At 49.9% G+C, this 25398-nt stretch carries 17 protein-coding genes and 2 pseudogenes; 9 read left to right on the top strand and 10 right to left on the bottom strand.

The features are described 5' to 3' along the window. The first annotated feature begins 25 nt into the window (after positions 1–25). Both F4V61_RS22770 and F4V61_RS06165 read left to right on the top strand, forming a co-directional pair. Positions 26–340: a hypothetical protein gene (locus tag F4V61_RS22770; protein ID WP_430624688.1), complete on the top strand. Its 315-nt coding sequence runs from the start codon at positions 26–28 to the stop codon at positions 338–340. A gap of 548 nt (positions 341–888) precedes the next feature. Next, positions 889–1232: pseudogene (locus F4V61_RS06165) on the top strand (helix-turn-helix domain-containing protein); the annotation flags it as partial. A 211-nt stretch (positions 1233–1443) separates the two neighbouring features. Here the strand turns inward: F4V61_RS06165 and F4V61_RS06160 are convergent. The 3 genes from F4V61_RS06160 to F4V61_RS06150 form a co-directional block, all read right to left on the bottom strand. After that, positions 1444–4557, bottom strand: coding sequence for a chondroitinase family polysaccharide lyase (locus tag F4V61_RS06160; protein ID WP_080160887.1), 3114 nt, complete (start codon positions 4555–4557; stop codon positions 1444–1446). Positions 4558–4678: 121 nt separating this feature from the next. After that, positions 4679–6907 (bottom strand): autotransporter outer membrane beta-barrel domain-containing protein, encoded by a 2229-nt coding sequence (locus F4V61_RS06155; protein WP_079827804.1) that lies wholly within the window; start codon positions 6905–6907, stop codon positions 4679–4681. A 102-nt stretch (positions 6908–7009) separates the two neighbouring features. After that, a complete protein-coding gene (locus F4V61_RS06150) occupies positions 7010–7939 on the bottom strand; it encodes an OmpG porin family protein (RefSeq protein ID WP_038396640.1) in 930 nt (309 codons plus the stop codon). 458 nt (positions 7940–8397) lie between these two features. Here F4V61_RS06150 and F4V61_RS06145 point away from each other — a divergent pair. Beyond that, positions 8398–8613, top strand: a pseudogene (locus F4V61_RS06145) (hypothetical protein); the annotation flags it as partial. 103 nt (positions 8614–8716) lie between these two features. Here the strand turns inward: F4V61_RS06145 and rclR are convergent. Continuing rightward, complete coding sequence (gene rclR, locus F4V61_RS06140; protein ID WP_079827806.1) at positions 8717–9571, bottom strand: reactive chlorine-specific transcriptional regulator RclR; 855 nt, start codon at positions 9569–9571, stop codon at positions 8717–8719. Between the two features lie 215 nt (positions 9572–9786). Between rclR and rclA the strand changes: the two genes are divergently transcribed. The 3 genes from rclA (at position 9787) to rclC (ending at position 12077) form a co-directional block, all read left to right on the top strand. Then, complete coding sequence (gene rclA, locus F4V61_RS06135; protein WP_038396636.1) at positions 9787–11112, top strand: reactive chlorine resistance oxidoreductase RclA; 1326 nt, start codon at positions 9787–9789, stop codon at positions 11110–11112. Positions 11113–11268: 156 nt separating this feature from the next. Further along, positions 11269–11505, top strand: coding sequence for a reactive chlorine resistance periplasmic protein RclB (rclB, locus tag F4V61_RS06130; RefSeq protein ID WP_000913125.1), 237 nt, complete (start codon positions 11269–11271; stop codon positions 11503–11505). 11 nt (positions 11506–11516) lie between these two features. Continuing rightward, positions 11517–12077: a reactive chlorine resistance membrane protein RclC gene (rclC, locus tag F4V61_RS06125; RefSeq protein WP_000362183.1), complete on the top strand. Its 561-nt coding sequence runs from the start codon at positions 11517–11519 to the stop codon at positions 12075–12077. A gap of 90 nt (positions 12078–12167) precedes the next feature. On the opposite strand, the gene F4V61_RS06120 is transcribed toward rclC, so the two are convergent. Then, entirely contained in the window at positions 12168–13343 is a 1176-nt protein-coding gene (locus tag F4V61_RS06120) for a DnaJ family molecular chaperone (RefSeq protein WP_038396630.1), read from the bottom strand. Positions 13344–13668: 325 nt separating this feature from the next. Between F4V61_RS06120 and pheP the strand changes: the two genes are divergently transcribed. After that, positions 13669–15063 carry a phenylalanine transporter gene (gene pheP, locus F4V61_RS06115; protein WP_079827808.1) on the top strand — a complete coding sequence of 465 codons (1395 nt, stop codon included), beginning with the start codon at positions 13669–13671 and terminating at the stop codon, positions 15061–15063. A 40-nt stretch (positions 15064–15103) separates the two neighbouring features. On the opposite strand, the gene F4V61_RS06110 is transcribed toward pheP, so the two are convergent. After that, on the bottom strand, positions 15104–16351 hold the full coding sequence (locus tag F4V61_RS06110) for a mechanosensitive ion channel family protein (RefSeq protein ID WP_001156968.1): 1248 nt from the start codon (positions 16349–16351) through the stop codon (positions 15104–15106). Positions 16352–16660: 309 nt separating this feature from the next. Between F4V61_RS06110 and F4V61_RS06105 the strand changes: the two genes are divergently transcribed. Both F4V61_RS06105 and F4V61_RS06100 read left to right on the top strand, forming a co-directional pair. Next, positions 16661–18631 carry an autotransporter domain-containing esterase gene (locus F4V61_RS06105; RefSeq protein ID WP_038396628.1) on the top strand — a complete coding sequence of 657 codons (1971 nt, stop codon included), beginning with the start codon at positions 16661–16663 and terminating at the stop codon, positions 18629–18631. 166 nt (positions 18632–18797) lie between these two features. Then, positions 18798–21527 (top strand): sigma 54-interacting transcriptional regulator, encoded by a 2730-nt coding sequence (locus tag F4V61_RS06100; protein ID WP_079827812.1) that lies wholly within the window; start codon positions 18798–18800, stop codon positions 21525–21527. A gap of 127 nt (positions 21528–21654) precedes the next feature. On the opposite strand, the gene F4V61_RS06095 is transcribed toward F4V61_RS06100, so the two are convergent. The 4 genes from F4V61_RS06095 to F4V61_RS06080 all read right to left on the bottom strand — a co-directional run bounded on the left by F4V61_RS06095 (position 21655) and on the right by F4V61_RS06080 (position 25384). Further along, positions 21655–22641: an SIS domain-containing protein gene (locus F4V61_RS06095; protein ID WP_079827814.1), complete on the bottom strand. Its 987-nt coding sequence runs from the start codon at positions 22639–22641 to the stop codon at positions 21655–21657. A gap of 66 nt (positions 22642–22707) precedes the next feature. Beyond that, on the bottom strand, positions 22708–23751 hold the full coding sequence (locus F4V61_RS06090; RefSeq protein WP_079799161.1) for a glutamine--fructose-6-phosphate aminotransferase: 1044 nt from the start codon (positions 23749–23751) through the stop codon (positions 22708–22710). A 32-nt stretch (positions 23752–23783) separates the two neighbouring features. Next, positions 23784–24638: a PTS system mannose/fructose/sorbose family transporter subunit IID gene (locus F4V61_RS06085; RefSeq protein WP_000005801.1), complete on the bottom strand. Its 855-nt coding sequence runs from the start codon at positions 24636–24638 to the stop codon at positions 23784–23786. 2 nt (positions 24639–24640) lie between these two features. Next, on the bottom strand, positions 24641–25384 hold the full coding sequence (locus F4V61_RS06080; RefSeq protein ID WP_000927523.1) for a PTS mannose/fructose/sorbose/N-acetylgalactosamine transporter subunit IIC: 744 nt from the start codon (positions 25382–25384) through the stop codon (positions 24641–24643). Positions 25385–25398: the final 14 nt, after the last annotated feature.

Raw genomic sequence — 25398 nt, 5'->3', positions numbered from 1 at the left:
CGCTGGAAGGGGGTAATCTAACATTGTGAAAAATCAGACTGGTGTCAATAAAATATGCCATCCAGAAGTAATATTCTGTATACTAACAGCCACAAACCTGACACCAATCCAGTGTTTTCAGGATATCTGGCAGCCAGCCACTGGAGGAATATTTTGTATTATCTGGTGGTGGTGGGAATCACTGATAGTCATCACTGATGCCGAAAAAGCTGTTGCCGACAGCACCAAAAGTAATGGTAAAGATATGCGATTTTTCATAATTTCTCCTGAAAATACTCAGATTATCCTTGCTATTTATATCCTTCATAAGCATTGTTCACACTTCATCTTCATGCAATGAATAATTAAGTTTGTTGAGCGAAAATTTACTTAATGAAAAAATAATAAGCATCGATATTTTTATTTTTCAGGTTTTCAACTTATGCTGGAGTAAACATGCGCCGATGGTGAATAAACTGACTGGTCGGATAAATCAGCCAGTCATTATGAGTTATTTCGGTAATTTAGTTCTCTATAATCAATCTCTTTGAGTAATAAAAGGTTATTTGATTTACCAGTATGTTTTACCCCATGGTAGTTCTGGTATTGGTATATCTGGCGGCCAGATTTTACACTACGGGAATGAAAAACATGAAAATCTTTTATTGCCTCTTTCTGTAGCCATTGTAGATGAAGAAAATGCTATGGCTGATATAGCAACAAATACACTTTTAAATTTATTCATAATATTCACATCATAGTTGATATTTATTTTCCGTCCTTAGCTTTCACCAAAATCCTTTTACTAAATAACCTCTCTAAATAGTAGAACACCGGAAAGGAACTCAATCCGAGTTGGGCGATCTGATTAATAGCCAAATCAAAACCAATCACCAACCGGACAGAGTTATGCCGATCATAGCATTTATCCCTGATGAAGAACGGCGACTGATGCGTAAAGAAGTCCAACAGACCCATGATAAAAACCATGCCAGATGCATCAGGGAATGACTGTTACCGACGTCGCCAGACTACTTTGTGCTGCCCGCTCATCCGTCGGCAGATGGATAAACTGGTTTACCTTATATGGTGTTGACGGACTAAAAAGCCTCAGGCCGGGACGCGCGCCTCGCTGGCCGGTCACGGATATCCTGCACATTCTGCCGCTTCTGGTACAGAGTTTCCCGCAGTATTTTGGCTGGCTTCGTTCCCGCTGGAGCGCCGACCTGCTTTCCCGTATCTTTGAACGTCTGGATAAGGCGAGGCTGAAAGACACCGCGTTCGTTAATCTGGTTACGGTTGCACAGCGTTCGGTAGTAAAGCACCAGAAGTGGAGGGAGTATTAAAAAAAGATCACAGTATGGGGAAAAGGTTCAAAAAATCCCCCGACAATATTGTCGGGGGATTTGTGTATAAGAGGCAGGGCTATGCTGGAGGGTATTTATTAACGTAATAATAACCTAACTACAGCTGTTGCTTCAGAGTAATCTCCTGCGGAATACCAAAATAGCTCGAGAACGTCAACTCCGTGGTACCTCCCGCGGTCCTGACGCTAACCTGCGGGTTCGGGACGCTAGCCTGCCACTGACCGTTAAGCGTCACTGAAATAGGCACCGGGGTTGCCGCCGTGGTACGGGTCATGTTCAGGTCTGGTGTAACGCCGCTAACAATAAGTTCTTTGTCTCCCCGTGATTGGGTCATAATAATCGCGGGCTGAGGAATACTTTTCACCACGCCGTCGGCAGGTGTCACCGCACTAAATGCGGTATAACCGATGGTTTGGGTCACATTATCACGCACAATGTGTGCAACATTGTCTTTACGCAATACCTCATACGGTTTCTTGCCTGCGCGATAATCGTTAGCCAACTGTTGCATACTCCCGGGCGTGGCTTCAAGCACCATCAGGTACTCATATTCAGCATCTTGTGGTTTCTTGCCGTGAGAGAGCCACGCCACGCTGATGTCAGCTTCCGTTGGTTTACGGGTTTTATTATTCGCCGAGACCTGATGCTGACGGCGTACTTCTCCTTTCGCGCCGGCCGTTAATAAATAACCGGTACCATGACCGTCGATTAACCAATCACCTTCCCCAAGAGTACGCTGATACGGGAATGCGGTAATGCGTTCGCCGTTCACCCATAGAGCGTGCGCTTTATCCGTGATGCCGTGCTGGAAAAGCGTTGTCTCTGTTGGGTATTTAGTCGTACTGTTGCTAATATTACTGCCTAATAAGACCAGACGATTTTCCGTCTCTAACGCGGTTTTACGAGCGGTAAAGCTGCTATCAAATTTCGGCATTGATGGCGCATCAAACTTAAAGGCGAACATACCATATTTACCCGCCAACGATGAATGACCGCTGAAAGGCTGATCGCCACGTAACATCAGCGTATGCGGGTTAGGGCTGTCCAGCTCGGCTAACGGTAAATGAATCGTGGTGGTCCCCGGATTGCGGTTCCAGTCCCAACCGTCTTGTGTAAAACCTATCTCTTTCTGGCTACCATAAGGCAGAACCTGAACAGCACCATGACTTTGATAGCGGCCATAACGGTTATCGGCATAGTAAATCTCTGAAGACCAAACATTGCTGTTGTAGGCTTTCAGGGTCACCATTTTGTCGCTAAAACGATGAATTCCGAACGCGCCGCCGTTAAAGGTCCAGTTACCCTGAGGCAAAGAAGCGGGCTTAATCGTCTGACCAAAAAGCGTTTCGCTTTCGCTCTCTGGCGTTCTGGTAATTTGCAGATAGATGGCTGCCAGATCTTTATCCACTTTATCGCCGGTTTGCGGATTGCCGGCCAGGGCCAACCACCGGAACGAGTCCTGGAATAATTTCACACTTGATGAATTGAACGGGTGACGACCCGCGAGCCCCAATGAGGTCGCCGGGTTGCTGTAAATCCATGCTGAAACCATCGCTTTCTTCAGCGCAGCACGTCCTTCTTTGCTGACCTCAAACGGTGTACCTTGCAGCATGTAAACCAGCTGGCTGGCATTTTTAAAGGCCGGGAATGAGTAACCTGGATAGTTGCCTTCGTGACGCCATGCCGTACCATCAGGGCGTAGGCCATCTCGCGAGCCGGGCGGGATTTGTGACAGCGCCACGTTGATGTATTCACCAAAACGTTTTAATAATGCAATACGTTTCGCCGGATCGGGCTCAAGCATTAACAGAGCCAAGTGCTGACGCGAAAGCGTATTAAAATAGTCCAGATCCGAACTCTCCGCCCCCGGCTGCATGTCAAAGTTAGCTTTGAACTCCCGTGAATACCACAGCAGGGCATCAGCGACCTGCTGACGTAACTGATGTTTTTCCAGTTCATCGCTCATCATCAGCGCCGAGATATACCACCAACGAGAACTGTATCCCCAGTGATGGGTCGTGACCAGCGCGCTGCCGTCAACGAATCCCTGATCCAATAAATGTTGTGTCATCAGTATATACATGTCGGCCAGTTCCTGTCGCTGTGCAGGCGCAGTACTGACCTGATAGGTACGGCTGATATTAAACATCAGCGTGGCATAATCAGCGAGATAAACATAATCGTTAAAGCGCTGTTTGTCGACGGCGCTCATAAATTCAGGTTGATACAACACCTTCTGTTTATCTGTAATTATATGCCGCCCGGACAATTTACCCTCTGCACTACGTTTAATACGTAATGCAGCAAAGTCACTACGTAATTTTTCATAATTGTCGACAATGACCAGTCCATTCTCGTCGGTATTCACTTGGATAAATATGCGCACCAGGGCATCGCGAATGCTATCAGTAGCTGCTAATTCACTTGCCGTTGGGGTCGGTAACTTTTTAGGTAGCCGAAAATCAATTTCTGGAATTTGGATGCGTGTTTTAACCTGGTCATCAGACCATTGATATCGAGCGTCATCGATAGACAACATGATACGGTCGATATAAAAAGTGCCGGAGGGCGCTTTAAGCGGTGCTTTAAAGCGAATGTCATCCATATCACTTTTTGCCCCACTGGCAATGGTATTGCGGGCGCCACTCTCACCGGCTTCGTTTTCACTGATGCCCAAGCCTTCAATTTCGCGTCCTTCAAGATCGTTTTGCAGTGAAACGCCGATTGCGCGCCAGCCGCTAAAGTTCATTTTGACTTTAATGCCGGTATCAGGTGAACCAGCAGGTCCCAGACCACGGCCAAGATCAACAATCATGTAATCGTCAACCGGGCTTTCGTTATAGATCCAAAACGATAGCACTTGCGTGGCCTTACGACCCCATATCTTAGACGCAACGGAGTCGGGTACCTGTTTGATAGGGTGATGAATCGTCACGGAACTGCCCGCCTGCCAGTCCCATTTAAGCGATTTATTGCCCATGATATAGCGCTCAGGGCTCAATGACAGCGTTGAATCTTTACTTGCGGAGACAAATTCAGGGATGTTATTGCCGTCAAAATCAATAATTGTCGCCTGCATCAGCATTTTTTTATTGATTTCATTATTTGTACTTTTAGCGTTATTCACTGATGGATGTGATGTACAGGCTGCTGCTCCCAGCAAGGTTGCGACGGTGAGGGCTATAAGTTTAAATCTGAAAGGTGTATACATAATCTTCGCTACTCAATAAAAGGATGCAACAGAGAAATGAAGAGAGGCGATACCCATCGGGATAAAGGTCATGCTGTATCCCGATGCGTTATACCTACAAAAGAGTTCTGGCGACTTGCACTTAAAAGTATTTAGAAACGCTCAGACCTATATATCCTTCGTTATAACCATCACGTTTGTAGTAATTCAAGTTGCCGTCCAGGATAATATTATTTTTTAGCGTTAAAGAAGATTTCAGTGCGGCTTCAAAAATATCATTACCGATGCTATCGCCGGTGATAGTAAAACGGCCTTTTCCTTTACCCTGATCCATCACTAAACCCGCAGTTTCGGTTATAACTTCTGAATCATTTAAATCACGGTATCCCATTAAGGAGAGTGATGGGGTAAATTTACCAAACGCCAAATCGTAGGTATTGAAGGCGGTAAAACCGGCACCCAGGTGTTTCACTGAATAAGACTGCCGATCTACTTCCAGACTGGCTGGTGAACCGCTTTCGGCATAATCTTCCACCCGGAACCACTGATAGTTATATTCTACTCGCGGCTGTAATTTAACGATATCAAGGTCAAATGTTATACCGGCGCTGGCCTGATAACCCATCTGCAAGCTGTTATAGTCGGCTTCAGCCCTGGTATTTCCCTGATAGCCATTTAAGGAACCAATATTACGGGTGCTGCTATTTTTATTATAGCCCATATTAATGTTACCGTTAATAAAATAGCGGTCGTTGAACCAACCAGTATAGGCCATAGCTTCATAGCTATTTACATCTTTTGTATTACCATAACCATTTATATTTATATGGCTGTTTTGATAACCGAACGCGACACCGAATAAAGCTTCATCTCTGAAGCGGCGATCCATACCAATATTTATGCCGTAAGCATTAGTTTGATAACCGAAAATATCAGCCTCATTGCCCTGGCGTCCATGTGTATACAGAGTTTGCGCCCAGAAATTCCACGGCGTTGCGGTCTCCTGATTGCGTAAATAGAAGCTACGGTTATTTGCCTGGTCACGCATCTTATCGACCACACGCAGGGCGGCGCGGACCTCACTACCTTCAGCATTCGGGGTTAATTGTTCAACTAACCGGGCAATACCATTGCTGCCGTTGTCAACAACAGATGAATTCGCACCGTCGTCGCCTGTATTACTGTTACCCGCTGAGGTTAACAATGCCAGGAGTTCACCGCTTCGTACGGACTGAGTTTTGTTGTATTCGGACAATGCATAGTTAACGATATAACTTGCTGCCTGGAGCCTTTGCTCACTTATGCCACCTTGTTTAGCGATGTTGACAAAATTATCACCGCCTTCGTAGTTCACCCCGTAGCGTACCACTAGCTGATTGCCTTGAATGCCACCATTCACAACCGGATCGGTGGTAGTTATCCAGGAGTCGATTTGTTTTAGCAATGGCGAAAGATCGCTAACCGCGTTTACGCCACCTTGTCCGACCTCAACAGTACCACTCATTCCCCCATTTGATTGAATGAGAATGATATCCTTATTGACGATATCGTTGATGTTATTCCCTACATAAGAGAATAATGCCTTACTTCCTGTATTAAATACGGTCTTGCCTTCAATCAATAATAAAGGTGTATTTAAATTAGCGGAATTACCAATCTTAAAATTTAAAATCGCATTTTTTTTATTATTAAAATCACCACTCCAGAAAATGGTTTTATCTTTAGCAATGATACTCAGATTTCCCCAGTTTTCTATTTTCTCAACCCCGGAAATAACATAACCATCAAACAACCCTTGCTGTGCTCCGCTTTGGTAAGCAAAGTTGACTTTATTTCCTTCCAGACCATTACCTATAATATTCCCGTAGACGTTACCGTTGACATCTATTCTCAGTGCTGTCTTTGCTTCTGAGAAGTCAATGGCATTTTCTTTACCTTTAACCGTCGACCCATCTTTTATTGATATACCTATATTAGGAACGGCCGGTTGTTTAAATGAACCGTCAATTTTAATTGCTGTGCCATTTTCACTGATAACATTAATCCCTTTTTCAAGATTAATGTTGTTATTAAAAAACGTATTACCATCGGCGTAGATAGCATACGCATTCTCTCCGACAACAGTAATGTTTTTACGGATATACTGGGCGACAAATGGTGTGCTGCCAGTATAGGTCAGGCCATTACCTTCGGTAACGTATAAGTCTGACGCTAAGGTCACGGCTTTACCATCGGAGGCAATTATTGCATCACAAGTACTGCCCGCTGGTATATAAGGTGGACAAGCACTCGCAGCTGTATTAAATGCTGTTGATAGTAAAATAGTGGATATAGTGACCGCGAGAACTTTCGCCCTAAATTTTTTAGACATAATAATACCTTCCCTTTCTCAGGAATGAATCTAATGCTGTATTGAAACCCGGAATTATTTAATGCTGAATTTTAAGTTTCTATGCCAGGCATAAGTAAATCTTTAGAATGTTGCGCGTACGCCTACTTTCATATATTTAGATGAAGAGTTTTCTTTACCCATGGTATAGCCTTCTTTATATTTAACATCTTCAATATAGTATTCTGCCTGAAGTCGGAAGCTATCGGATAAAGGGTAAGCCATCTGCAGGGCTAAACGGTTAACTTTACTTTTTGTTTTGGTTTCACTGTATGCCGCGCTTTCGTACCATCCGGACGTTTCACCATAATTAAGGGCATAGCGAACATATGGGGTGAGCACCAGACCAATTGGCGTATTCCAGTTAAAATAGAAACGCATTTGCTGGTTTCTTGAGTTATCGGTCAATCCCCAGGTATCGCCTTTGTCACTACGTTTACCGGCATTAAAATAGTTCAACGTCATCATGGTATTGGCACTCGACTTGAAACGTACGCCTGGTTCAATTTCCCAGGTTAAGCGATCTGAACGGCGTACAGACTGATTCGATGCCGTATTTACCTCTTCACGTTCAATACCCAGAATCATACTGCTCGCAAATGTAAAACGTTCAGATAACAGACGCTGGCCGGTCAAATGTGCGGTATAAAAATTAATGGTAGTTCGATTGCCGTTATCGTAAGTGGTTAAATCTTCACGAATACGAAAGCTCGGTTGGATCCAACCCTCGTCAAAACGGAAACGATAGCCGACCATAGCCTCAGCACGTTGATAGCGCTGGCGGGAGTCGTGGAATTGTTTACGAAAACCTAAATCATAGTACCAGTTAGAACCGTCGGGATTAAGGTTCATATCCAGGCGCGGACCACTGTAATCATATGGCGTACCGTAATCTCCCGTCACCCAACTCAGTGTTGCATTCACTTTCGCAGCGTGTACACAGACGGGCAGAAGTGCAGCAATGATCCCCAGACAGGCTGCTGTTCCAGAAGTAACTAACAACTTCGCTTTCATAATAATATCTAACCCTTGTAATTATAGAAATACGCTACATTGCGGGATTTATAGGGAGGTTTCCTGCATCTGTAGCTCCACTGCCGGAAAAATGTGGTCCGGACATCAGGTATGGGCAATGAGTGTTTGCTGGCTGCCAACTCGCAGAGATATTATCTTTTATATGCTTTCGTTTCCTTACGTTGGATCACAAAAAAACATATCGAAAGATTTTTTAATCAATAAAAGTCTTAAAAAGCGATAAAGAAGAAAATCAAAAGGTATCGAAAGTTTTGTTGAAGTGTTATAGAAAATCACGCAGGCTTCATGTTTTTCCAAAACTACTTCGAACAGCCCGGAACAGGGTATACGGTGAGAGCTGCAGGCTATATCAGGTGTTTCAATAGGATACTAATGAAAAACGATAAGGTAGCTTCTATAAGCCCTCAGTTGACAGCGTAAGTTGATTATCGTGCGCTATCCCCATTTTTACCTTTGATGGCCAGGAGGGAGGCCTGGTCGACCCGCTGGAGTTTACCAAAACCTATGTGAAGGCGGGTATCGCGCTGTTGGCTGTTGTGGTGATTTCGGTTTTGATTGGGTACTGGTTACACGGGAAAATCCGCGCGAAGCGTCGTAATCCGCTCAACCGTTTTCTGATTCGACTCTATCATCCGCTATTGCTGAAAGTGCTGCCCTAGCGGGAGCGGCTGGAAGGTGGACGCTACATCAATATGGATATCGATCGGTAAAAATGCCCGCCTGCGGCGTCAAACTGTAGGCGGGCCCGGCGTACGTTTATTGTCCGAGCGCGTTTACCCGTTTACGGTACTCGCCTGGCGTACAGCCGAATTCTCGGACAAACGCTTTATGAAAAGAGGATTCGCTCGCATAACCTACTGACTCGGCGATTACAATCACCGGCAGCGCCTCGCGCGACAGAGTTTGAGCGGCGATTTGCAGGCGCAGCATCGTTAAGACAGTTAAGGGTGTTGTATCGGACACGTCGCGAAATAACTGGGCGAAACTCGCCCGCGACATGTGTACCCGTTGCGCCAGCGTTTCGACCGTCCAGGGGTGTGCCGGTGCTTCCAGCATGTGAAGAATCACGCGACCCAGCCGGGGATGCAGTAATAAATTCAACACGCTTTTCGCCGTGCCAGCCTGCGACAGCCAGTCGCGAACGGCGAGGGTAAACAGAGTCGCGCACTGCTGACTACATAAGGCGTCAGCGCCAGGTAAATGGCGTTCTGCCTCCTGCTGTAACAGCAAAGTGGCGGCGTTAAGCCAGATACTGGCGGGGCTATGCGATGGCGGGGCAAGACATAACACTTCCGGCAGCGCGGTAAGAAAATAACGTGACGTCGTGTGCAGACATAGACTACCGCACATGATATGTGTCGGTTCTTTGCCAGACTGGCGCAAACGGTGGGCGGAGTTTTGCGGCAGAAATACCACTCTTCCCGACGTAAGCATAATGGCGTCGCCGGTAGGCATTTCCAGTTGCGCTTCGCCCTGCATAACGGTATGCCAGCGAATCACCGATAGCTCCCCAGCGGCGTGCGGCAGTTGCCAGTCGCCGCCCAACGGGCAATTTTTATCGATTGAGCCCTGAGGGTCGTTAAGCGTTAATAGCCGACTAAGCGCATCCATATAGACTCCAGAACAGATTCATTTTCAAAAATGGGGATAACCATTTCTGTATCTTTTCACTATATTTCGGACTTAATGTTATTTCTACCCTTGTTTTTGCTAAGCGCCAATTTAGACGATAAGACAAAAAATGGCGCGTTGCGGATAACCCTGTCTTTTTTGACGTTATTTATACTTGTCCTGACAAACAGATGGTGATTTGGCGGAGAAAGAAGATGACACAGTATCAGGCGCTCATTATTGGTTTTGGCAAGGCAGGAAAAACGTTGGCGGCAACTCTGGCGAAGACGGGATGGCGCGTGGCGATTATCGAACAGTCTGCCAGTATGTTCGGCGGAACCTGTATCAACATTGGCTGTATTCCGACGAAAACGCTGGTGCATGATGCGGAGCGCGAGGGAGATTTTTCTGCCGCCATGCAACGTAAAGCGGCAGTTGTGGGTTTTTTACGCGACAAGAATTTTCATAACCTTGCCGACCTGGACAATGTTGATGTGATTGAGGGAAGGGCGGAGTTTGTTGATAACCAGACCCTACGGGTATTTCAGGCGGACGGCGAGCGGGTATTACGAGGAGAAAAGATCTTCATTAATACTGGCGCAGAGTCGGTGATCCCGGCTATTACGGGCCTAACGACTACGGCGGGCGTGTTTGATAGCACCGGGCTACTCAGTATGAGCCAACGTCCGGCGCGCCTGGGGATTTTAGGCGGCGGTTACATTGGCCTTGAATTTGCGTCAATGTTCGCCAACTTCGGTACGAAGGTCACTATCTTTGAAGCCGCGCCGCAATTCCTGCCCCGTGAGGATCGGGACATCGCGCAGGCGATTGCCCGCATTTTGCAGGAAAAGGGCGTCGAGCTGATGTTAAACGCCAGCGTGCAGGCCGTATCGTCACAGGAGGGCGTAGTACAGGTAGAAACGCCGGAAGGCGCGCATCTTGTGGATGCCCTGTTGGTGGCATCGGGACGGAAACCGGCGACTGCTGGCTTACAGCTTCAAAACGCCGGGGTGGCGGTGAACGAACGCGGCGGGATTATAGTTGATGATTACCTGCGTACCACGGCGGAGAATATCTGGGCGATGGGCGACGTTACCGGTGGGTTGCAGTTTACCTATATTTCACTAGATGATTTCCGCATTGTACGCGACGGTTTATTGGGGGATGGCAAACGCAGTACCCGCGATCGCCTGAATGTGCCGTATTCCGTCTTTATGACGCCGCCGCTCTCTCGTGTCGGGCTGACGGAAGAACAAGCGCGGGCAAGCGGCGCAACGGTGCAGGTGGCGACATTACCGGTGGCGGCGATCCCTCGCGCCCGTGTTATGAACGATACCCGTGGCGTACTAAAAGCGGTAGTAGACGTGAATACGCAGCGTATCTTAGGCGTGTCATTGTTATGCGTCGATTCTCATGAAATGATTAATATCGTTAAAACCGTTATGGATGCGGACTTACCTTATACGGTGTTACGCGATCAGATATTTACCCATCCTACAATGAGTGAATCTTTAAACGATCTCTTCTCTCTCATTAAGTAAAACATAGATAGCGTAGCCCTGTTAATCAGGGCTTTTTTTTGCCTGTTATGCCATAAAAATACGCCAGGACAATTATGCTGGCGTCTAAAAGAAAAGGTATCTGTAAGGAGTAACGTATTATAGCGCCATTGAAATAACCCATCACTGGAAATCTCGATGTTAAAAATCACAACACTTATTGCCTCATTATTAGCCGCGCCTCTGGCATTTTCCGCCTCCACACAGCCGTTAACCCACGTTGAACATATCAGCGTTTCTGCAGTTTCAGCGACGCCTTCGATGCTTGAAGACGCTATTGCCAGACTGGCTAAAAGTAAACATGCATCATCATGGAAAATTACGTCAATGCGTATTGATAATACGGGTTATGCCACTGCGATTTTATATAAATAAGGAGAGTGGGTATGGATAAATATCTTCGTCTGTTAAGTCGGGGGGATCGGCTTGGATTAACATTAATCCGCCTGAGTATCGCCATCGTCTTCATCTGGATTGGGTTACTGAAATTTGTGCCCTATGAGGCGGACAGTATTACTCCGTTTGTAGCGAACAGTCCATTTATGTCATTTTTCTATGAGCATCCTGAGGAATATCGTCAGCATCTGACTCATGAGGGCGAATTAAAGCCGGAGGAGCGCGCCTGGCAAACGGCTAATAATACGTATGCGTTTTCGGATGGCCTGGGCGTGGTGGAATTGATTATTGCCGCGCTGGTACTGGCTAATCCTTTCAGCCGCTGGTTAGGACTGGCGGGCGGCGTACTGGCATTCCTGACGCCATTTGTAACGCTATCGTTTTTAATCACCACGCCGGAGGCCTGGGTTATGCCGCTGGGCGATGCGCATTATGGTTTCCCGTATTTATCGGGCGCCGGACGGCTGGTCTTGAAAGATACATTAATGCTGGCAGGCGCGGTGATGATCATGGCGGACTCCGCCCGTTCGCTACTTTCACAGCGACAGTAGCTATCCTCTTACCCTCTTGATGCCGCGATTCGTCGGATGGCTGCGTAGGCGCCATCCGACAATTTTTTATGGCTGACAAGTGAACGAGCGCTAACCGGTAAGAAGTTCCTGTTCCACCTGCTGGACCTGCGCCTCCAGCGTATTGCGAATTTCTGTTAACGCCCGCTCCTGTTCGGAGAAATAGGCCTCTTTATCAGTAACGGAAGAGGCGAGCCGCCAGGCGTTTTCTGTTTCCAGTTGCGTAATCTCTTTCAACAGCGCGTCGATTTGCGTGCGGAGCTGGCGTATTTTATTGCGCAGATGTTCCAGGTTATTCAACCTGTCGCTTGCCATCATCGGTTCCAGACCGCTTTGCAACTGCGTCAATAACGCGCGAATTGCCGCCAGATCGGCATTCTGCCGCGCCTGATTGAGCTGTACCATCATCTGGTGCGCTTTTTCTTTCAATTCATCGGCGACCACATCCGGGTGACACAGGCGGCTGGCCTGGCGCCACAGGCGTTTTAATTCACTGCGTTCGTCAGCCGACAAACGTTGATCGCAGGCGTAGCGGAATTGCGCTTCCTGCTGTTGCTCCTGGTACTGATGATACTCCTGTTCCGCGTCTTCCTGCGCCTGGCGGGAGGCGCTGTCATCCTGATGAGAAAAATCTGCTTCCAGCTCGCGAATTTCCGCCAGCAACGCGGTGATTAACTCCGTCTGTTGCTGGATTCGTTGACGGATCCCCATAGCCTGCCGTGAGGCGGCATTCAATCCTATCCACTGCTGCTTTAACGTTGCCAGTTGATCCACGGCCTGGGAAATAAATTGCAGGCAGGATTGATAATCCTTTTCCCGACGTTTTATTTCCGCTTCTTGCTTGCGCTGCATACTTACGGCGAGCTGTTTACGCAACTCCAGGATACGGCTCATTAACGGCCCAAGACGCAGATGGTAGAGGTCGTTAAAATCATCGAGGATTTGTACCCGCGCATTTCGTTTGTCAATCAGATCGCGAAGTTGGGCTTCAAGCGCTTTCAACTCCAGTTTGCTGGCGGCGATAGCGGGATCTTGCCACGTCGAGAGCGCCCGTTGAGCCTGTAGCCAGGCGGAGATTTCCTGCATGGCATCACTGAAACGACGAGCTTCAATCGCCTCGGCAATCGTGCTGATTACGGCATCCTGCGGCTCATTTTTCAGGTAGATGAGCTGCTGATGGATAATCTCTTCGTCCTCAAGTTCGATGGCGCTTTTGATGATCTCTAAACGTTTAATGATTTTATTCATGACGTTGATGCCTGGCGTGGCTCAAAAACGGATAACAGATGATAGTTCTGATTCACCTTTTTGAAAATACTGAAAAAATACTAAATGTATTCTGTAGGGTGTCGTACTTTTCGTCCAGAGTTATTCACATATATTATACTCGTCGTCTTTCACCGGTAACGCTCTCTATCGGCGCGCATTCTTTTCTTTTTACTTCCCGTGACATCTTTTTTTGCGCGATGACGGTAACGCCCAGAGTTTAGCCGTGACAAACGATTGCGCCTTGCGGCAGCGAGAACGAAATGTTAAAAGGTGCCCCTCAATAAAAACGATACAGGGGTAGGACGTGAAAAACGCGTCAACTGCATCCGGCGCCAGCGTGTCGGATGCCGCGTCGAAGAATGAACCGACGCTTCAGCGGGGGTTGCAAAACCGTCATATTCAGCTAATCGCGCTGGGCGGCGCTATTGGCACCGGGCTGTTTCTGGGCATCGGTCCGGCGATTCAGATGGCGGGGCCGGCTGTTTTGTTGGGCTATGGCGTTGCCGGGATTATCGCTTTTCTCATTATGCGCCAGTTGGGTGAAATGGTCGTGGAAGAGCCGGTTTCCGGATCGTTTGCGCACTTCGCCTGGAAATATTGGGGGCCGTTTGCGGGCTTTTTGTCGGGCTGGAACTATTGGGTCATGTTTGTGCTGGTCGGGATGGCGGAGCTGACCGCGGCGGGCATCTATATGCAGTACTGGCTGCCTGACGTACCAACATGGATATGGGCGGCGGCGTTTTTTATTATCATTAATGCCGTGAATCTGGTGAACGTTCGTCTGTATGGCGAAACGGAATTCTGGTTCGCGCTGATTAAAGTGCTGGCGATTATCGGCATGATAGGTTTTGGCCTGTGGCTACTGTTCTCCGGGCATGGAGGCGAACATGCCAGTATTGATAACCTCTGGCGTTATAACGGCTTCTTCGCTACCGGCTGGCATGGTTTGCTTCTGTCGCTGGCGGTGATTATGTTTTCCTTTGGCGGACTGGAACTGATCGGCATTACCGCAGCGGAAGCGCGCGATCCGCAAAAAAGCATCCCGAAAGCGGTTAACCAGGTGGTATACCGTATTTTGCTGTTCTACATCGGTTCGCTGGTGGTTTTGCTGGCGCTCTATCCGTGGGTGGAGGTGAAATCCAATAGCAGCCCTTTTGTGATGATCTTCCATAATCTGGACAGTAACGTGGTCGCTTCGGCGCTGAATTTCGTTATTCTGGTAGCGTCGCTTTCGGTGTATAACAGCGGTGTTTATTCAAATAGCCGAATGCTGTTCGGCCTGTCCATACAAGGCAATGCGCCGAAATTTTTAACCCGCGTCAGCCATCGCGGCGTGCCGGTGAACTCGCTGATGCTTTCCGGGGCGATTACCTCGCTGGTGGTACTGATCAACTATCTGTTGCCGCAAAAAGCGTTTAGCCTGTTGATGGCGCTGGTTGTCGCGACGCTATTGCTGAACTGGATAATGATCTGTCTCGCGCATTTACGTTTTCGCGCGGCAATGCGCCGTCAAGGGCGCGAAACGCAATTTAAGGCGCTGCTTTATCCCGCCGGGAACTATTTGTGCATTGCGTTTCTGGCGCTGATTCTGGTGTTAATGTGTACGATTGATGATATGCGATTGTCGGCGATTTTACTGCCGGTATGGGTTGTTTTCCTGTTTATTGCGTTTAACGTTTTACGCCGTAAGGCCTCTTAATTTTTTTGCCCGATCCCGGATCATGCGATCGGGCAATCCATTAATGCGTTAATGCCCCTGACAGCGCACGAATATCGCTGCCGGTCGGCGTCTGATGAATGCGCAAGCCGAACTCTTCCACCACGGCAAAAATATGGTCGAAAATATCGGCCTGAATGCTCTCATATTCCAGCCACACGACGGTATTGGTAAAGGCATAGATCTCTATCGGTAAACCATGATCGTCAGGCGCCAGTTGGCGTACCATCAGCGTCATATCTTTACGGATGCGCGGATGGTGACGTAAATATTCGTTCAGATAGGCGCGAAACGTCCCAATATTAGTCATCCGACGGTGATTTAAGGCTGATTCGGGCGCATTCAACTGTTTATTCCATTCATCGATTTCCTGATGACGGCTGGTAAGATACGGCTTTAACAGATGTGCGGTTAACAGTCGTTGTTTTTCATCATCATCCAGAAAGTGGATGCTGGTTGCGTCAATATTTATGCTGCGTTTAATCCGGCGTCCGCCGGAAGCGGACATGCCGCTCCAGTTTTTAAACGAATCGGAAACCAGCGACCAGGTGGGAATAGTGGTGATGGTATTATCCCAGTTGCGCACTTTTACCGTGGTTAAACCAATATCAATAACCGCACCATCTGCGCCATATTTCGGCATTTCCAGCCAGTCGCCCAGTTTGAGCATATCGTTGGCGGAAAGTTGTATACCGGCAACCAGTCCAAGAATCGGGTCTTTAAAGACCAGCATTAACACGGCGGCCATTGCGCCCAGCCCGCTGATTAAAATCGCCGGTGACTGGCCAATCAGCAGTGAGATCATCAGAATGCCGACGATAATCGCGCCGATTAGCTTAATGCCCTGAAATATTCCTTTTAGCGGCAGTTGAGAAGCGGCGGGCCATTTTTGCGACAGATTGAAAATCACGTCCAGCAGGGAAAATAACGACAGCAGGGCGTAGGTCATAATCCATAACTGCGCGCAAGTCGTCAGGATATCCGCAGCCTCACTGCCTTTTTGCAGCCAGAGCGCGGCCTGAATATTGACAATGATGCCTTGCAGCGTAAAAGCCAGACGATGAAATAATTTATTCTGGGTGATAATTTGCAGCCACAGGCGGGAACTGGCGCTGGCGCGTTTTTCAAAAGCGCGCAGTACTATCCAGTGCAAAATAATATGCACGACAACAGCCGTCAGAAAAATAATACCAAATATCACCACCAGCGACGTGGTGTGATTCATTTCAATACCCGCTAAATCTTCTACCTGGGATATCAATTCCTGCATAATCTCTCCTTTATAAACAGCAGCCTATGATGACTGCTGAATGGCATTTATGCAAATCAGGATGCCTGCGCTTCAGGCATAATCAGCAAGAGACGGGTAAAAGCGCTTCTGGGTTTATCCATACGCTATATTTTATCCAGCGCCCGCATAACGCCGTTATTTTACGCCGGAACCCCGTTTTGAACAGGCGCCAGTCCGTAAACAATGGATGAAATATCTCAATCACAATGCTTAAAACGATTGCAATGTATTTGCCGGATGATGATTTGTACCGTCGTACCTACCAACAATAACACTAAGGAACATGAGATGACCCGAAAGCGTACCCTGGTAAAACACCACATACTCTCGCTGGCGCTGACCACGCCATTATCTGTCTATGCATTTGACTCTCTTACAGTATTCGGCGATAGTCTTAGCGATACCGGTAATAATGGTCGCTGGACCTGGGATAGTAGTCAAAATTATCTCTATGATGAGCAGTTGGCCGACCGATATGGGCTGGCATTAAGTCCTTCCAGCAAAGGCGGTTCTAATTATGCCGCAGGCGGCGCGACGGCAACGTCGGAATTAAATCCCCAGGATAATACGGCGGATCAGGTGCGGCAGTGGCTTGCTAAAACGGGAGGGAAAGCCGATCGCAACGGTTTATATATTCATTGGGTCGGTGGAAACGATCTGGCGGCGGCAATCGCGCAGCCAGCCATGGCGCGGCAAATAGCCGATAATAGCGCAATCAACGCGGCGGCACAGGTAGGGCTGCTACTGGGTGCCGGCGCAGGGCTGGTGGTGGTGCCAAATGTACCGGACATTAGTGCGACGCCAATGCTGCTGGAGGCGGTAATCACCGCCGGGCTTGGCGCAGCGGCGCCCCCGGCGCTAAAAGCGGCGTTAGATGCGCTGGCGGCGGGATCGACGCCCGATTCAGCCAGCCGGCAACAGGCGATCCGCGAGGCGTTGCTGGCGGCGGCTGCAACGGTAAGCAGTGACCCGTCTATTCAGCAACAGCTCGTTGAGCAACTGCTGGCGGGCTATGAAACGGCGGCAGGGCAGGCGTCATCTCTGACTGATTATTATAATCAGACGGAAGAGAAGGGACTGGAGCAACACGGCGGCAATATTGCCCGTGCCGATATCAACGGTCTCTTTAAGGAAATCCTCGACAATCCGCAGGCGTTTGGTCTGACAAATACTGTGGGTATGGCTTGCCCGCCGGGCGTATCCGCCTCAGCGTGTTCCTCGGCAATGCCGGGTTTTAATGCGTCACAGAACTATCTGTTTGCCGATCATTTACATCCCGGCCCGCAGGTCCATACCATTATCGCGCAATATATTCAGTCGATTATTGCCGCGCCGGTACAGGCGACATACTTGAACCAAAGCGTTCAGTCGATGGCGCAAGGCAGTCGTACCACGCTTAACAGCCGTTATCAGCAGCTTCGCCAGGGGGAAAATCCTGTCGGTTCGCTGGGCATGTTCGGCGGATACAGCGGGGGATATCAACGTTATGATAATAATGAGGCCGAGGGTCACGGTAATCATAATAATCTAACGGTTGGCGTCGATTATCAGCTTAACGAGCAGGTACTGCTGGGAGGGCTGATAGCCGGCTCTCTGGATAAGCAACGTCCTGACGATAACTATCATTATGACGCCCGCAGTTTTCAGGCCGCCGTGTTCAGCCATTTACGCGCCGGGCAGGCGTGGCTGGATGGCGATTTACACTACCTGACCGCTAAATTCAGTAACATTCAGCGCAGTATAACGCTCGGTGCGCTAAGACGCGTGGAAGAGGGCGAAACCAACGGTCGGCTGTGGGGCGCGAGGTTAACTAGCGGTTACGATTTTGTCGTGATGCCGTGGTTAACGACCGGACCGATGCTGCAATATGCATGGGATTACAGCCACGTTAATGGTTATAGCGAGAAGCTCAATACCAGCACATCAATGCGTTTTGGCGACCAAAACGCCCACTCGCAGGTGGGTAGCGCTGGCTGGCGTCTGGATCTTCGCGACAGCGTCATTCATTCCTGGGCGCAGATTAATTATCGCCGCCAGTTTGGCGATGATACGTATGTGGCGAACGGCGGTCTTAAAACGACCGCGCTGACGTTTAGCCGCGCCGGGAAAGCGCAGGATAAAAACTGGGTTGATATTGAGATTGGCGCAGATTTTCCGCTGTCGGCAGCGGTGTCAGGCTTCGTTGGGCTGGCGCAAACGGCAGGGTTAAACGATGGCAATCAAACCCGCTATAACGTCGGATTTAGCGCCCGATTCTGATGAGACGCCAGGGAAGGCCAATCCCGTTCGTTCGTGACACGATGAGCCGAAAGCGCAACGGTAAGTTTTATAAAAAGTAAGTATTTTCAAAAATGTGGGTGAAGCCTGTGACGCCGTTTGTAAATTATCGTATAAGCGGAGTTTACGTTTTTGGCGGGGCGCAGGTATGAATAAAGAGTCCATATTTCGTCAGTTGGAGCTACGGCTGGCCGGATGTTCACTAACAGCCGACGCGTTAAGCGGGTTTAGCGCAATGGCGATTGCCGACAGTCTCAGGCAAAAACGCAGCATTATTAGTCACCATCTTAATAACTTGCATCGTGAGCAGCGGGTGGTCAAAGTGAATAGCCGCCCGGTGCTGTTCCTGCCCGTCGAGGCGCTACGTCGTTACCACCGACTGGCGGTTCGACAGGGGGATTACGCGTCCATTCAGGCGCTGTGCGCGGAGCGGCAGGACAGTCTGGAGCTGCTCATTGGCGCGCAGGGCAGCTTGCAGGAGTCCCTGCGTCAGTGTAAGGCGGCGATCAGTTATCCCGGCGCGGGCTTGCCTTTGCTGCTGCGCGGCCCGACGGGGACAGGAAAAAGTTTTTTGGCGCGTCAGCTTTGGCAGTACGCCATCGAGCAGGGCATTTTGCCCCCGGAGGCGCCCTTTACCGTGTTTAACTGCGCCGAATACGCTAATAACCCGGAATTGCTGACGTCAAAATTGTTTGGTCATGCCAAAGGTGCGTTTACCGGCGCAGACAGAGCGGTATCCGGGTTAATTGAGACCAGTAATGGCGGCGTATTGTTTATCGATGAAGTGCACCGTTTACCGCCGGAAGGGCAGGAAAAACTGTTCCATTTTATGGATAACGGCACCTGGCGTCGCTTAGGCGAAAGCAGCGATGAACGCAGCGCCACGGTACGCCTGATATTCGCCTCTACCGAAGATCTGGAAAAACACTTTCTGGCGACATTTATTCGCCGGATACCGGTCATTGTCAAAATTCTGCCTATCGCCGAACGCGGACAGTATGAGCGGCTGGCGTTTATTCACCATTTTTTCCGTCGCGAGGCGCAGCGTCTTCATCACGATTTGTCGCTGGATAGTGAAATTATCAGCCAACTGATGCAGGAGACCCTGGAAGGGAATGTCGGCGGCCTGGAAAATCTCATTCGTAATATTTGCGCCAGCGCCTGGACTTTCGGCCAGCGTGACGATGGGGTACTGGAGGTAAAAGCCGGGCAACTGCCGGATCGTCTGCTGATGGAGGTGCCCTTTACCGTTCCGCAGACGGCGGAACGCGTCATGATTTATCGCGAAGGTGGCGGTTTTCCGCGAGTTTCCGGTCAGCATCAGGAATATTTACGGTTGACGGAAAACATTTGCGGCCTGTGCGAAGAGCTGGCGCAGGAGAATATTTCCGCACGGACGTTTGACAAGCTGGTCTATCAAAATCTCACGTTATATCTCGATGCCTTAATGAATAAAGAGAGCCCTCGCGCTCGTCAGGACAAGCGGCTGCGTTTTATCGAAGATGTCGGGAAAGCGATCGCTGCACATTACGATCTCGAACTGAATGCGGAATTCGCTTATCTCACCGGACGTTACCTTACCAGCCTGCCGTTAACGCCGGTGGAGGCGTCGCCATCGGTTCGCCATGTGATGCTGCGCTGGCTGGAGGAGGCGCCGGGACTGGCGCAGCGTGTGGCGCAAAAACTGCTGGACGTGGTAAATAATAAATATGATTTGTTAATCGACACGCTCGACAGACTGGTCGTGGCGGCCATCGTCAGTAATGCCATTGACGCCACCAGCGGCGGTAAGGTAAAAGCGCTGATCATCGCGCATGGTTATTCGACCGCCAGCAGCATTGCAGGCGTGGCGAACCGTCTGATTGGCGAAAAGATTTATCATGCGATGGATATGCCGATGGAGGTCGCGTTTAGCGATGTCAGCCGGGCCATTGTCGATTATCTCCAGCATACGGATACCCGCGCAGGCGTCATGGTGCTGATCGATATGGGATACACCAAAGAGATCGCCGATGCGCTTTTGAGCGTAATTCATGGCCCGCTGGTGGTGGTCGATAACGTTACGACGCGTCTGGCGTTGAACGTGGCCAGCGAGATCGCGCTGCAAAAAAACATCGAACAGATCGCCGAAGAGATCGTCCCGTTAAATCAGTCGCGCTGGGATGTCTTCTGGCCCGCGCAGAAAAAAGCGCGCGCGCTGCTGGTGACCTGTATTACCGGCATCGGGACGGCGTTTAAATTTAAAAATTTGATGGAAAAAAGTCAGTTGACCGACTTTGATATTAATATTATCGCCTGTGAATATACCCGCCTGAAAAACAGCCGAATGGCGACCTCGTTGCTGAATCAGTATGAAGTGATTGCGGTTGTCGGCACCATTGACCCGCAGCTGGCGGGCGTTCCCTGGGTGGGGATTGAAGAGCTGCTTGGCGAGCAGGGGTATGCGCATTTAAGTCAGTTATTAAGCGGTTATCTTAACGATAAACAAATTGCGTTAATTAATAAAAATATGGTTCGCGAATTTTCGTTGCATAATGTGGTTAATTCGCTGACTATTCTTAATGCCAATAAGACGATAGGGCATATCGAAACGATTATTGCCGAATGGCAAAATACGCTGGGCTTCAGCTTTAATAATAATTTGATTATTAGTTTATATGTTCATTTGAGCTGTATGATTGAGCGACTGGTCATGCGCAATGAAATTACCCACTATAAAAACATGACGGAATTTAACGAGCGACATGGTGAATTTATCGCGATGGTAAATCATTCGTTTCAGCGGTTGAAAATTCTTTATAACGTGGCGCTGCCGGTAGCGGAAATTGGCTATATCCACGATATTTTCGAATTACGGATAGAGGATTTCCGCTGGTAGCCGCGGTAGTTCAGGGAAAAAGGGGCGCTAGCGCCCCGCAGAAGAAAGGTCTGATGGCGCTACGCTTATCAGGCCTACAGATCGCTTTGTAGGCTGGATAAAGCGAAGCCGCCATCCGGCATAACTATTAATATTCAACTTTCCACATATACCGGCGGGTGGTCAGTGGGTGGTTACGGGCTGTCGCCAGAGCGAGGTTATAAACGTCCAGCACACAGTTGTGCAACAGGCCGCAGAAGTATTCGCCAACGTCGGTGGGCAGATCCTGAATGCCGAGTTTATCCGCATCGATCAACTGCAGTTTTCCCTGATAGCGTTCAATAAAGCGAATCGCGCGATCGTCCAGCGGGCGAGTGCGACCACTGCTTTGTAGCAATATAAACGGCGTGCCCGGCTCGGTGATTTCGAACGGTCCGTGGAAATACTCTCCGCTATGTATGCTGGCGGAGTTGATCCACTGCATTTCCAGCAGAATACAGATAGACTCCTGATGCGCGGCGCCGAAAGAGGGGCCGCTGCCCATCATATAGACCACCTTCTCATCCTTCCATTCGGCGGCGAAACGCCGAGCATCTTCTTGTACCTGCCGTTGGGCGCCGTGAACAACGTCGCTAAAGCGCCCAAACGCGCTGACTAATTCATCGTATTGCGCATAGCCCTCTGCTTGGGCGAGAATTTCCAGCGCCAGCCACAGGCTGTATGCGGCTTTTTGTTGTGCAGGGTCGACCGTTTCCGGATAACGCGCCCACTGATATTCAATGATGTAGTCGCTGTATTCGCACAGCGGCGTGTCAGGTTGGTAAACCAGACCGATGGTCGCCGCTCCTTTTTCACGCGCCACGCGGGCGGCTGCGACGGTTTCCGCCGTATTGCCCTGCTGCGAGGCGAGAATAACGACGCTATTTTTTCCTAACGCTTTTGGCGTGGCGTGGACAAATTCATTACTGGTGATATAACCGACAGCCAGTTTTGACGCTTCACAGTCCAGAAAGTATTTTCCTGGCCAGAAGCCGGTTAATGAACCGCCGCAGCCGACAAACCAGACGCGTTCAATGTTTTGTTTACCTAAAATATCACTAATAATACGGCGGGCATTTCCATGAGCAACAGACATATTTATCTCCTTAGCGTGTAGCGCGTCCTCCGCAACAGCGCGGATAATAACGAGCATTAATAAAAATTACATTTCTTGCTTACTTTTCATTTTTTGATGGAATTGCGGATCTTTGGGTATCGCCGGATTAATGCCTTTTTGCGGGGGTAATATCGCACATAGCATTTGTAGTGGAATGATATATTCAAAGACAGCAAAGTCCTCATCATTGACAAACGGGAAATTCAGATTCAGACCATTATTTTCTACCTGCGGGCCGATGCGGTAAATAGACGGCGTCCAGTCACCGAGTATTTGCGCCAGCCGATCCTGACGCGCGTCAGGCTGCGGGTCGAGCATAATGAGTGCGGATTGCGCATTAAAGGCATTGTAAATACCGTGAATAAACTCCTCGAATTCGTAGCCCGATACCGGGCAGCGCAACGTCTCCAGCATCTTGAGCGCACCTTCCTGCACCGTACCGAACAGCGTTGCCGGGCCGGTCAGACGAATATCTGCGCTATCGCGCAGCGCCAGCGCATTGGTTTGCGTCCACGCCTGCGAGGCGGTAATCAGCGCGGGCAGGTGGTTAAAGGTCTTTTCCATCCGCAGCAGCAGTGACCGGCGCTGTTCGCCATCCAGCCGCTGTTGCTGCCCGGCGACGGCGAGCGCCAGCAGCATCAAATTGAGAACCGTGCAGTGATAGCCTTTTGTTTTCGCGCCAGCGGTTTCTTCGCCGCAGGGAACGGTAAGGATATAATCCGCCGCCCGGTCGATAGTCGCAGGCGCCACGCCAGCCATTGAGGCGGTGATATGACCAATATCGCGGGCGCGCTCCATCCCCGCCAGCGTTGAGAGGCTGCCGCCGCCCTGGGAGATGCCGACAACCAGTGCCTTGCCGCTGCGGGCAAGCGTCTCGTTGTCAAGCATAAACGGCCAGCAGACATCCACCGGCAATGCGCACCAGCGCTGCATAAATGCGCGAGCGGTTAGCGCGCCGTGGTATGACGTGCCGGAGCCTGTCAGAATAATGCGGGTGACGCCGCGTTCCGTTAGCGCCTGCGCCGCGCGCCAGAGATCTTCCCGCGTCTGCGTCAGCATCTCCAGCAGGCGAAGGGGCGTCTCGTTCATATAGTCTTCTACTTGCATAGTATTACCTCTCGTCAAAGTAGGCCCAGCGCGCTGGCAAGAAGCCCAAACGCGACGGTGCCTAACAGGATCCAGTTAATGTTCACGCCCTTACGGATAAGTTTGTACATGCCGAGCGTGAAGAGCAGCGGCAGCAGGGAAGGGAGGATTTTGTCAATAAAATCCTGCACTTTCATGGTAGTCTGCCCGGCGGTAAAGCTCAGCGGGGTAGTAATGTCGATCATGCTGGCGGTCATGGCGCCGACGACCATCAACCCGACGATTGACGCGATATAAGTCACCCTGTCCATCAACCCGCTTTGCCAGATGCGCATCAGCCAGGTGGTCCCCGCCCGGTAGCCCAGTTTGAGGGCGTACCAGCGGCAGAGGATGTGCGGAATGTTATAGACCAGTAGGGCGAGAATTGGCCCCAGAATGCTGCCCTGCTGGGCAAAGTAGATCCCCATCCCGGCGGCGATAACTTTCAGCGATCCCCAAAAGATGGAATCGCCAATCCCGGCCAGCGGCCCCATCAGGCTGGTTTTAACGGCATTGATCGACTCTTCGTTAAAGTCCGGGTTGCGTTGATTTTCCTCCTCCATCGCAATCGACAGGCCAAAGACAAACGTTGACAGATGCGGTGTGGTATTAAACAGCACCAGATGGCGCTGTAAGGCGCGCCCCAGCTCGGCGGGGTCTTGGTAGATACGCTTCAGCGCTGGCGACATAGCGAAGGCATAGCCCATATGCTGCTGGCGTTCATAGTTCCACGATCCTTGCAACGTAAAGGAGCGCCAGAAAACGCTGCGTAAATCGCGGGCGGTGATGCGGCTTTCGCTTTGCGAGTGAGCCTGTGCGTCGTCGATCAGGGTCTGCGTCACTTCACTCATGATTAGCCCTCCTGTTGGGATGTGTTAAGAAACTGGCTGATAATGAAAGCCAGCACCACGGCAAACAGCGCGATGGCGATGATGTCCAGTTTGGTATATGCGGCGATCAGAAAGCCCAGCCCAAGGTAAGGCATTAATTTGCTGCTAAGCATCATGCTGATCAGCAACGCGAATCCCAGCGCCGGCAAAATCTTACTGGCGACAACCAGGCCATTGGTAATAAAGGCGGGAATAGCGTCGAGGAACCAGGTGACGGCGGCAGAACCGAGCAAAATGGCGAAAAAGACCGGCAGAAAACCGCTTAGAAAATAGAGCAGCGTTGGGCCTCCCAGGTGCATAACGGCAACCATCCGGGTATTACCCTGCGCCGCATAACGATCGGCCATGTGGCCAAAGCGGGCGTTAACCACGCGCACCAGGACGCCGAGAGTCTGCGCCAGCATAGAGATAGGAATCGCGATGGTCAGCGCCGCTTCGGGCCCGCGCCCGGACATAATAGAAAACGCGGTCGCCAGTACCGAACCGGTGACGACATCAGGCGGTACGGCGGCGCCGATAGCGACATTGCCTAAAAAGATCAGTTCCAGCGTCGCGCCGATCAGAATGCCTTCATGTAAATTGCCGCAGACCAGACCGGTGAGGGCGCACATCACCAGCGGACGGTCAATCATCGACACGCCGAGTAAGCGCCCGTCAAGAATGCCCAGTGCGGCAATCAGGCCGAGCAGCGTTGCGGTGAGCAACATAGTGACCTCCGGGT

Source organism: Salmonella enterica subsp. arizonae (assembly GCF_008692845.1).
Lineage (GTDB): Bacteria > Pseudomonadota > Gammaproteobacteria > Enterobacterales > Enterobacteriaceae > Salmonella > Salmonella arizonae.
Note: the sequence above shows the minus strand (reverse complement) of the source record. Positions and strands in the feature narration are given on the sequence as shown.

Excerpts from the sequence above, each read along its gene's own strand:
- F4V61_RS06160 (WP_080160887.1), bottom strand. The coding sequence starts at position 4,557 with ATGTATACACCTTTCAGATTTAAACTTATAGCCCTCACCGTCGCAACC.
- F4V61_RS06155 (WP_079827804.1), bottom strand. The coding sequence starts at position 6,907 with ATGTCTAAAAAATTTAGGGCGAAAGTTCTCGCGGTCACTATATCCACT.
- F4V61_RS06150 (WP_038396640.1), bottom strand. The coding sequence starts at position 7,939 with ATGAAAGCGAAGTTGTTAGTTACTTCTGGAACAGCAGCCTGTCTGGGG.
- rclR (WP_079827806.1), bottom strand. The coding sequence starts at position 9,571 with ATGGATGCGCTTAGTCGGCTATTAACGCTTAACGACCCTCAGGGCTCA.
- rclA (WP_038396636.1), top strand. The coding sequence starts at position 9,787 with ATGACACAGTATCAGGCGCTCATTATTGGTTTTGGCAAGGCAGGAAAA.
- rclB (WP_000913125.1), top strand. The coding sequence starts at position 11,269 with ATGTTAAAAATCACAACACTTATTGCCTCATTATTAGCCGCGCCTCTG.
- rclC (WP_000362183.1), top strand. The coding sequence starts at position 11,517 with ATGGATAAATATCTTCGTCTGTTAAGTCGGGGGGATCGGCTTGGATTA.
- F4V61_RS06120 (WP_038396630.1), bottom strand. The coding sequence starts at position 13,343 with ATGAATAAAATCATTAAACGTTTAGAGATCATCAAAAGCGCCATCGAA.
- F4V61_RS06110 (WP_001156968.1), bottom strand. The coding sequence starts at position 16,351 with ATGCAGGAATTGATATCCCAGGTAGAAGATTTAGCGGGTATTGAAATG.
- F4V61_RS06105 (WP_038396628.1), top strand. The coding sequence starts at position 16,661 with ATGACCCGAAAGCGTACCCTGGTAAAACACCACATACTCTCGCTGGCG.
- F4V61_RS06100 (WP_079827812.1), top strand. The coding sequence starts at position 18,798 with ATGAATAAAGAGTCCATATTTCGTCAGTTGGAGCTACGGCTGGCCGGA.
- F4V61_RS06095 (WP_079827814.1), bottom strand. The coding sequence starts at position 22,641 with ATGTCTGTTGCTCATGGAAATGCCCGCCGTATTATTAGTGATATTTTA.
- F4V61_RS06090 (WP_079799161.1), bottom strand. The coding sequence starts at position 23,751 with ATGAACGAGACGCCCCTTCGCCTGCTGGAGATGCTGACGCAGACGCGG.
- F4V61_RS06085 (WP_000005801.1), bottom strand. The coding sequence starts at position 24,638 with ATGAGTGAAGTGACGCAGACCCTGATCGACGACGCACAGGCTCACTCG.
- F4V61_RS06080 (WP_000927523.1), bottom strand. The coding sequence starts at position 25,384 with ATGTTGCTCACCGCAACGCTGCTCGGCCTGATTGCCGCACTGGGCATT.